At 68.4% G+C, this 6,514-nt stretch carries 8 protein-coding genes; 5 read left to right on the forward strand and 3 right to left on the reverse strand.

Annotation, left to right across the window (positions count from 1 at the left end):
• Window positions 1-445 (forward strand): exodeoxyribonuclease VII large subunit (locus BDIM_RS12370; protein ID WP_040346097.1); only part of this gene is annotated, 445 nt, incomplete at its 5' end.
• A gap of 63 nt (window positions 446-508) precedes the next feature.
• Here the strand turns inward: BDIM_RS12370 and BDIM_RS12375 are convergent.
• Complete coding sequence (locus BDIM_RS12375; protein ID WP_003165935.1) at window positions 509-1,684, reverse strand: DmpA family aminopeptidase; 1,176 nt, start codon at window positions 1,682-1,684, stop codon at window positions 509-511.
• 85 nt (window positions 1,685-1,769) lie between these two features.
• Between BDIM_RS12375 and BDIM_RS12380 the strand changes: the two genes are divergently transcribed.
• Window positions 1,770-1,979 carry a DUF2093 domain-containing protein gene (locus BDIM_RS12380; protein WP_003165936.1) on the forward strand — a complete coding sequence of 70 codons (210 nt, stop codon included), beginning with the start codon at window positions 1,770-1,772 and terminating at the stop codon, window positions 1,977-1,979.
• A gap of 59 nt (window positions 1,980-2,038) precedes the next feature.
• Window positions 2,039-2,536 (forward strand): response regulator, encoded by a 498-nt coding sequence (locus BDIM_RS12385; RefSeq protein WP_003165937.1) that lies wholly within the window; start codon window positions 2,039-2,041, stop codon window positions 2,534-2,536.
• On the opposite strand, the gene BDIM_RS12390 is transcribed toward BDIM_RS12385, so the two are convergent.
• On the reverse strand, window positions 2,533-3,435 hold the full coding sequence (locus tag BDIM_RS12390) for a lysophospholipid acyltransferase family protein (protein WP_003165938.1): 903 nt from the start codon (window positions 3,433-3,435) through the stop codon (window positions 2,533-2,535). The two genes, BDIM_RS12385 and BDIM_RS12390, sit on opposite strands and share 4 nt — an antisense overlap.
• 46 nt (window positions 3,436-3,481) lie before the next feature.
• Entirely contained in the window at window positions 3,482-4,252 is a 771-nt protein-coding gene (locus BDIM_RS12395; protein WP_003165939.1) for an SDR family NAD(P)-dependent oxidoreductase, read from the reverse strand.
• A gap of 109 nt (window positions 4,253-4,361) precedes the next feature.
• On the opposite strand from BDIM_RS12395, the gene tipF reads away from it, so the two are divergent.
• Both tipF and BDIM_RS12405 read left to right on the forward strand, forming a co-directional pair.
• Window positions 4,362-5,630 (forward strand): flagella assembly cyclic-di-GMP phosphodiesterase TipF, encoded by a 1,269-nt coding sequence (gene tipF / locus BDIM_RS12400; protein WP_003165940.1) that lies wholly within the window; start codon window positions 4,362-4,364, stop codon window positions 5,628-5,630.
• Between the two features lie 54 nt (window positions 5,631-5,684).
• On the forward strand, window positions 5,685-6,374 hold the full coding sequence (locus BDIM_RS12405) for a 2OG-Fe(II) oxygenase (protein WP_003165941.1): 690 nt from the start codon (window positions 5,685-5,687) through the stop codon (window positions 6,372-6,374).
• Window positions 6,375-6,514 lie beyond the last annotated feature (140 nt).

Raw genomic sequence — 6,514 nt, forward strand, 5'->3', positions numbered from 1 at the left:
CGCCGACCGTCTGGGCTCTGCGCTTCAGGCGGGCGTCGCCCGCAACGAGCGTCGCCTGCTGCAGACCGCGGGCCGCCTCAGCCCTGCGCCCCTGCACCGCCGCCTCGATCAGCGGCAGGCGCGGCTGGAGGCCCTAAGCCTTCGTCTGGACAGCGTCATGCCGCGTCGGCTGGAGCGCGCCGAGGATCGCCTCACCGCCCTGTCCCGCGCCCTGACGACGCTGAACCCCAAGACGCCCAAGCCCGGTTTCGCCCGCATCGAGGACGCCGAGGGCGCCATGATCGCCTCGGCCGCCGCCCTATCGCCGGGGCAGGCGGTGCGGATCGTCTTCAACGACGGCGCCAAGGACGCGACCATCGACGGCGAGGGCGCGACGCCGCGCCCGACGCCTAAGCCTGCCCCGCGCCCCAAGGCCCCGCCCGCAGGCCAAGGCGACCTGTTCTGACCCCTGAAAATTCCGCTCATCCCGAGCGTCCGCCGGGATGAGCGGGTTTAGAGGGGCGACGCCCTAGCGGCGGGCGGTCTCGGCCAGCACCGCCTTCACCGCCTCGATGTCCAGCGCCTCGACCGTCACCGTCTTGCCGTCGATCACCGAAGTCGTCGTCTGCGCCTTCAGCAGGGAGTTGAGGATGGCCTCCTCCGTCGCCTCGGCGACCGCGACGAACAAGGGCGACATGCGGTCGTTCGGCCAGTCCGCAACCATCGCCTGCCCCGCCCGGCGCTCAGGCGTCCGCCGCACGCCCTCCGCCGTGGAAAACGCGATCGCATAGTCCCCCGACCCGTTCGAGAACGCCGCCCCCGTCCGCGCCAGACCGGCGAAGGCGCGGTTCGCCAGCCGCTCCAGATTGCGGTCCGACAGGGGCGCATCGGTCGCCACCACGATCATGATCGAACCGTCGGCGCGCTCATTCTCCACCTCTTCGCGCAGGTAGTAGCGGCCCAGCCGCACCCCGACCGGCGCACCGTCGATGCTCAACACGCCGCCATAGTTCGACTGGACCAGCACCCCGACGGTGAAGCCGCCCAGACTGTCGGGCAGTTTGCGTGAGCTCGTCCCGATCCCGCCCTTGAAGCCGAAGGCGATGGTTCCCGTCCCGGCGCCGACCGCGCCCTGCTCCACCGGCCCCGGCGTCGCCGTCTCGATGGCCCGCACCACGTCGGCGGCCGTCACGACGCGCGCGCGGATGTCGTTCAGCCCGCCGTCGTTGGTCTCGCCCACCACGGCGTTGACCGAGCGGATGTCCTCATGCCCCGGCTGTTTCAGCGTCCAGTCCAGAACGCCGTCGATCCCCCGCGCCACGGACAGGGTGTTGGTCAGGACGATGGGCGTCTCGATCTCGCCCAGCTCCATGATCTGGGTCGCGCCCGCCAGCTTGCCGAAGCCGTTGGCGACCGACAGCCCGGCCGGAACCTTGTCGCGGAACAGGGAGCCGCCGTGCGGCACGATGGCGGTGACGCCGGTGCGGACGCTGTCGCCCGAACGCAGCGTCACCTGCCCCACCGTCACCCCGGCCACGTCGGTGATGGCGTTCAGCGGCCCCGGCGAGAGGATGCCGGGCGCCCGGTCCAAGTCGCGAATGGTCGGCCGCTCGGCCGCTCCGCCCTGAGCGTTCGCGCCAGGCGCGGCGACCAGAGCGGCCGCGGAAACGGCGGCGGCCAGGATGTCGGCGGGCGATCGAGACATGGAACATCCGATTTTGTGAAGACAGACGCTCAGATGACGGCGATTCGCCTGTCGTCCCGCACAAGCTTCGCGTTATGATGACGACATGAGCACCCAGCCTCCTTCTTCCGCCCCCAGCGAAGCGGCCTGCCTGCACTACGGCGACGGCGAGTTCGCCGTCCTGTCGGCCGGCGCCTTCGTGCGGTGCGCCGTCAGCGGCGCAGCCATCCCTCTGGCCGCACTGCGCTACTGGTCGGTCGAGAAGCAGGAAGCCTACGCCGGACCGCGCGAGTATCTGACGGCCGCCGGGCGCTGAGCCCTTTTCCGATGTCATGGCCGGATCGTTTCCGGTCGCCCTGTTCTCGGTGTCCTGAGATGTCCGCCCTGAGTTCGGTCCACGTCCTGCTGGTCGACGACAATCCCAATATGCGCGCCATCGTCGCCGCCATGCTGAAATCCGTCGGCGTCGGCCGCCTGAGCGAGGCTGAGGACGGCGTCGTGGCGCTGGAGCTGTTGCGCCGCGCAGCGATCGACATCGCCATCGTCGATTTCCGCATGAAGCCGATGGACGGCGCCGCATTCACCCGCGCTGTCCGCAGTGAAGGCGACAGCGCAAACCCCTATCTGCCGGTCATCATGATGACAGGGCACTCCGAAAAGAGCCGCGTGACCGAGGCGCGCGACGCGGGCGTGACCGAGTTCGTGGCCAAGCCGGTCAAGGCCCAGACCCTGCTGACGCGGATCGAGGCAGTGATCCTGCGTCCCCGCCCCTTCGTGCGTTCGCCCAGCTATTTCGGGCCGGATCGCCGCCGCACAGGGACGAAGGACTATGCCGGTCCTTTCCGCCGCGCCGATGACGGCGTGCTGGATTAGGCGTCCGACGCCCGCAGCGCCTCATAGACCTGAGGCGGCCAGCGCTTGTGGACCCAGAACCAGTCGACCGGATGCTCGCGCACCCGATCCTCCACAAAGCGGTTGGCGGCCTGCACGCCCGCCAGCACATCGGCCGCCTTGTCGCCCGTGTCGGGCACGTCGATCGGCTCGTGCGCGGTCACGCGGAAGCGCACGCCGGGCAGGCGCACTACCGACAGCGGCTGCATCACCGTGCCGAACTTCAGCGCCATGCGCGCCGCGCCGGGCGAGGCGTTGACCGGCTGGCCGAAGAACTCGACCTCCGGCCCCTGACTGTATTTCTGATCGACCAGCAGGGCGATGGATTCGCCCCGCTTCATCCCCGCCATCAGCTCGCGCGTGCCGTCGCCCTTGGGCGCGAACAGCTTGATGCCGTAGCGCTCGCGGCTCTGGCGGATCAGGGCGTCGACATAGGGGTTGTTGGCCGCGCGATAGGTCACCTGACACGGCACGCCTGCCGCCATGATGACCGCCGCCATCACCTCGAAATTGGCCAGGTGGCCCGAGATCAGCACCACCGGCTTGCCGCTATCGCGCACGGCGTGCAGCCGCTCCAGCCCGACGATGTCGATGCGCCCGCTTTCCGGCGTCAGCCTGTCCATGACGGCCAGTTCGGCGAAGGTGCGGCCCGTCTGCTCCCACTGATCCACGGCCAGGCGGTCACGTTCGGCGGCGCCCATGTCGGGGAAGGCGATGCGCAGATTGCGCGTCACCGTCTTGTGCGTGCCGGTCAACGGCCCCAGCGTCCGCAGCAGCTTGCCGCCGAAGCCCGAGGCCCGCTCGACGCCGAGCAGACGCAGGAAGCCGAACAGCCCGCGAAACGCCGCCGCCTCCAGCCGCCAGACCAGATCCTGGCTCATTTTTGCAGCGCCGCCGCTCTTCGGGCGGCTTGAGCGCGTTTGATCTTCACCAGGCAATCGTCAGTCCGCCGTCCACCACCAGGGTCTGGCCGGTCACATAGGCCGACGCAGGGCTGCACAGATAGACCGCCGTGCCCGCGATTTCATCCGGCTGGCCTATCCTTTTCAGCGGCGCGGGGTCGGTGACGGTCTTCAGCAGCTCCGGGTTCTCCCACAGGTATTTGGCGAAATCGGTCTGAACCAGACCCGGCGCGATGCAATTCACCCGCACGTTCGACGGCCCGTATTCGACCGCCAGATTGCGCGCCAGCTGCATGTCCGCCGCCTTGGAGATGTTGTAGGCGCCGATCAGGGCGTTGCCGCGCAGGCCCCCGATGGAGGAGATCAGCAGGATCGCCCCATCCTTGCGCTCGACCATCTCCGGCGCGACCATCTGGATCAGCCAGTGGTTGGAGATGACGTTGTTCTGAAGGATCTTTTCGAACTGCTCGTCGCTGATGCCCGCCATCGGCCCGGCGTAGGGATTGGTCGCCGCATTGCACACCAGAATGTCGATCTGACCGAAGGCGGTGCGCGTGTCGTCCACCAGCCGCTGCAGGTCTTCCTTGGAGGCGATGTTGGCGGGAATGGCGATGGCGCGGCCTTCGCCGTGCTTCTCATTGATGGCGACGGCGACCTCTTCGCACGGCCCGGCCTTGCGCGAGGAGATGACGACGCGCGCGCCGTGTTCGGCCAGACGCTCGGCGATGGCCTTGCCGATGCCCTTGGAGGAGCCGGTGATGACGGCGACCTTGCCGCTCAGATCGAACAATTCCATGCGTTAACCTCCTTTTACCGCCCGTTTATCCGCGCGGACCCTAGCCGTTAGCCTTCGTTAACGTGATACTTGATCGATTCTATAGGGAAAGGCGGTTCTGACCGGCCCCATGCGAAAGATCACCGGCGGCTTCCTGTTCTTCGGCTACCTGTTCCTCGCCCTGACCATCGGGGCGGCGATCTGGCGCGCCGGTCTGGGCGGCGGCGCGGGCGCGGCCGGGGTGCTGGGCGCGCTGGGGATCATGGCCGGCCTCCACGCCCTCGTCACCGGCATGGCCGACCGTCGCGCCCTGCGTCTGGAGATCGGCAAGGTGCGCGAGGCCCACCGCCTGCTGGCCGATGCGATGGAGTCGACGCAAGGCGCCCTGACCGAACTGGCGCAGGCGATCGAGACCGGCGCCCTGTCGCGCACCGACGCCCTGACCGGCGAGGTGCGGATGCTGGAAGGCTTGGTCCAGCAGATGAGCGCTTCGATCGAGGAACGGCTGGCCGCCTCCACCCTGACCGCCGACACCTTCGAGGGCCGCCGTCAGGTCCAATCGAACACCCTGCTGAAGACCGTCCACGACGCCCTCAGCGAGAACCGCGTCGACCTGTATCTGCAGCCGGTCGTGACCCTGCCCCAGCGGCGGACGGTCTTCTATGAGAGCTTCACCCGCCTGCGCGACCCGTCGAACCGGGTGATGATGCCCGCCGAATACCTGTCGGTGGCCGAGGGCGAGGGTCTGCTGCCCGCCATCGACAACCTGCTGCTGTTCCGCTGCGCCCAGATCGTGCGCCGTCTGGCCGGGCAGGACCGCAAGGTCGGGGTTTTCTGCAACATCTCTCTGGCCTCGCTGGGCGACGAGACCTTCTTCCCGCAGTTCCTCGACTTCCTGAGCCAGAACCGCGACCTGAAGGACGCCCTGATCTTCGAACTGGGCCAGGCGACGTTCGACGCGCGCGGCGCCATCGAGGCGCGCAACATGGCCAAGCTGGCCGATCTGGGCTTCCGCTTCTCCATCGACAAGGTGCAGACGCTGGATCTGGACTTCGCCGATCTGCAACGCGCGGACGTGCGCTTCATCAAGGTGGCGGCCGACCTGCTGATCGAGCAGCTTCTTGATCTGGACGGCGCCGCCCCCCTGCCCAGCCAGCCGGACATCCGCGCCGGGGACTTCGCCCCCTTGACCCGCCGCCACGGCCTCGAACTGATCGCTGAAAAGGTCGAGAGCGAGAAACAGGTCGTCGACATCCTCGAACTGGACGTCGCCATGGGCCAGGGCCATCTGTTCGGCGAGCCGCGCGCCATCAAGGAAGCCGTCCTGGCCGAAACCGACCCGCCCGCCGACTTCGTCCGCTCGACGCTGAAATCGGCCGAGCAGCGGGTGCGCTTCTAAGCCCACGGCCGAAAGCCGCCAGACAAACGGGCCGCCGCGCGCTCTGATAGCGACATGACCGACGCCGCCCTCGACTGGCCCCGCATCGCCGCCGACCTGAACGCTCAGGGCTGGGCCATGACCGGCCCCCTGCTGACGCCCGCGACCTGTAAGGCCCTGCAAGCCCTCTATGACCAGCCCGAGCGGTTCCGCAGCCGCATCGTCATGCAGCGCCACGGCTTCGGTCAGGGCGAGTATCAGTATTTCGCCGAACCCCTGCCCGATCCCCTGCCCCGGCTGCGGGCGCATCTCTACGAAGGTCTGGCGCCGATCGCTGACGACTGGGCGAGGCGGATGGGGCGACCAGGCTTTCCAGGGCAACTGGACGAACTGACCGCCCGCTGCCGCGCGGCGGGACAGACGCGGCCGACCTCGCTGATGCTTCGCTACGGCCCCGGCGACTACAATCGACTGCATCAGGATCTGTACGGCGAACTGGTCTTCCCGCTACAGGCGGCCATCCTGCTGAGCGATCCGGCCGAATTCGAAGGCGGCGAGTTCGTTCTGGTCGAGCAGAAGCCCCGGTCGCAGTCGCAGGCCCATATCGCGCCGCTGAAACAGGGACAGGCGGTCATCTTCGCCGTACGCGAACGCCCGGTGGCCGGCACGCGCGGCGACTATCGCGTCCAGATGCGCCACGGCGTCAGCACGGTGCGCGCGGGCAAGCGGATGACGCTGGGCCTGATCTTCCACGACGCCGCCTGATCCCTTCTCCCCTTGTGGGAGAAGGTGGGCGCCCAAAGCGCTCGGATGAGGGGTGTCGGCGCAGCGTTTGACGTTCTGGCGGTTCGTGCGCCGTGGCAGCCGTTCAAGCGGAGGCGCACACACCCCTCATCCGTCAGGCT

Origin of the sequence: Brevundimonas diminuta ATCC 11568 (assembly GCF_000204035.1) — a bacterium.
GTDB classification, from domain to species: Bacteria; Pseudomonadota; Alphaproteobacteria; order Caulobacterales; family Caulobacteraceae; genus Brevundimonas; species Brevundimonas diminuta.